Source organism: Halorubrum tibetense, from assembly GCF_042661865.1.
Lineage (GTDB): Archaea > Halobacteriota > Halobacteria > Halobacteriales > Haloferacaceae > Halorubrum > Halorubrum tibetense.
In genome coordinates, this window is the sequence record NZ_JBHSWW010000337.1 from 1 (window position 1) to 2,293 (window position 2,293).

At 62.2% G+C, this 2,293-nt stretch carries 2 protein-coding genes and 1 pseudogene; 1 reads left to right on the forward strand and 2 read right to left on the reverse strand.

Annotation, left to right across the window (positions count from 1 at the left end):
- Window positions 1-184, reverse strand: a pseudogene (locus ACFQEU_RS14680) (o-succinylbenzoate synthase); the annotation flags it as partial.
- Entirely contained in the window at window positions 184-1,113 is a 930-nt protein-coding gene (locus ACFQEU_RS14685) for a 1,4-dihydroxy-2-naphthoate polyprenyltransferase (RefSeq protein ID WP_379783368.1), read from the reverse strand. The gene ACFQEU_RS14685 and the pseudogene ACFQEU_RS14680, both read right to left, overlap by 1 nt.
- Before the next feature lie 91 nt (window positions 1,114-1,204).
- On the opposite strand from ACFQEU_RS14685, the gene ACFQEU_RS14690 reads away from it, so the two are divergent.
- Window positions 1,205-2,293: ATPase domain-containing protein (locus tag ACFQEU_RS14690; RefSeq protein ID WP_379783370.1), on the forward strand; the 1,089-nt coding region annotated here is incomplete at its 3' end.

The following is a 2,293-nucleotide window of genomic DNA, read 5'->3' on the forward strand; positions in this document are numbered from 1 at the left end:
GTCCCGTCCGGGCGGCGTCGCGCGCCGACTCACACGCCGCCAGCGACTCGGTCCAGCCGGGTAGCGGGGTCGCCTCGCCCACCCCGCTTTCGACGCCCACGAGGAACCCCTCGCGCTCGCGTATATCGCCGCGGGCGGTCCCGAGCGGGCTCGACAGCGCGACGGAGAACCGACGGAGCCGCATCAGATCCCGAGGCCGATGGCGAACGCGACGGCGTACGCCGCGAGCAGTTTTCCGGTCGATTCGAGCGCGGGGTTGAGCGCCTCGCCCGACGTCTCCGTCAGCACCGTCCGGCTCACGCCGACCGCGATCGGGAGTGTGGCGAGCGGGAGGAGGCTCGCGTACCCGTAGCCGTTCGCGAGGAACCAGAACGGGGTCAGGTACGCGAGCGCAACGAGAGACAGGTACTGTATCCGAGAGAATCGGTAGCCGAATCGAACCGCGAGGGTTCGTTTGCCCGTGTTTGCGTCCTCTTCGCGGTCCCGAACGTTGTTGACCACCAAGATGTTCGTCGACAGCGCGGCCACGGGAAGGCTGGCGACGACCGCCGCGAGGGTGACCGTCCCGTCGGGGATCCACAGCGGGAACGTCTCGCCGGTGAGCGCGGCCGCCTGGACGTAGTACGTTCCCGTGACCGCGATCACACCGAAGAACACGAAGACGAACAGGTCCCCGAGCCCGTGGTAGCCGAGGGGATACGGTCCCCCGGTGTAAGCGATGCCGGCCGCGACACTTACCAGCCCGATCACGAGAATCGGGACGCCGCCGACGGACACGAGATACGTGCCGACGGCGACGGCCGCGGCGAACGTCAGCCACATCGCTCGTTTAACCTCCGCGGGTTCGATGAGGCCGCTGGCGACGACGCGAGTGAACCCCTCGCGGTCGTCGGTGTCGGCACCCTGGATCGCGTCGTAGTAGTCGTTCGCGAAGTTGGTGCCGACCTGTAGCAGCGCCGCGCCGACAAACGCCGCGAGCGCGGGCAGCAGCGCGAGCTCGCCCGCCTCAACCGCTAAGCCGACGCCGACGATCACGGGTGCGGCCGCCGCGGGAAGCGTCTGCGGGCGGGCGGCGATCAGCCAGGCTCGCCCCCGCGACGTCTCGGTACTCATTACCCGTGATTGTCGGGTGGCGTCCCTTAAGGTTACCATCGAAAGTGCCCTGTTAAAGAAGGTATTTGTGGACTAAGGATAATACTGAATTATGCCGGCTGAACGAATGTCGACGGGCGTCAGTGGCTTGGACGAGATTCTAGACGGTGGTCTCATTCGGGGTCGGAACGTTCTCGTCCGTGGCTCGCCGGGTTCAGGGAAGACAATCTTCGGATTACACTTCCTTTCGGCAGGGATAGATGCCGGCGAGACGGCTCTGTACATTAATATGGGTGAACCACAGGCGTACGTCGAAGAAACAGCCGACGCGTTCGGTCTCAATACCGAGCAGATACAGTTTCATAACCTCTCGCCGACACAAGAGCAGTTCTCAGAGCGCAACTCCTACAGCGTCTTCGAATCAGCGGAAGTCGAACAACCGGAGTTTATTGATGATCTGCGCGGTGAAGTTGACGAAATTGAACCAGATCGTGTGTTGATTGACCCGATCACGGAGTTTCGATATCTCACTAGCGACGAACGGCAATTCCGATCAGGTATTCTTGGCCTCCTCGACTATCTCAAAGAGGCTGGCGCGACGGTGATGCTCACTTCGCAGGCTGGCGGTTCGATCACGGACGACGATATTCAGTTCCTCGTCGACGCTGTCATCTCACTTGACGTGACCCCCGAAAGCAGGGTAGTCAACGTCTCTAAGTTCCGGGGGTCATCGTTTCGGCGTGGAAATCACTTCTACGATATTACCGACGAGGGACTGACGGTCTGGCCGACACTCGTTCCTGGCGAACAAGAGCGGGAGGTCGAATCGGGGACGCTCTCTTCGGGCGTGGCGGAACTTGACGATCTGCTCCACGGTGGCTTAGATCAGGGAACCGTAACAATACTCAGCGGTCCGACTGGCGCCGGCAAGACCACGACCGGCCTCCAGTTTCTCATTCAGGCGGCTCTTGAGGGCAAAAAGAGCATTCTGTTCCAGTTCGAAGAGGCAGAGCGGACCATCCGCAAACGTGCCGATGCGATCGGCCTCCCGCTACAGGACGCGCTGGACAGCGGACGGCTCTCGATCATCGAAATCGATCCGGAGGAGTATACGGTCGGCGAATTCGAGCATCTCGTCCGCGAGGCGGTCACCGACGGTACCGAAGTGGTGATGATCGATGGCTCACAAGGGTTTCAGGAG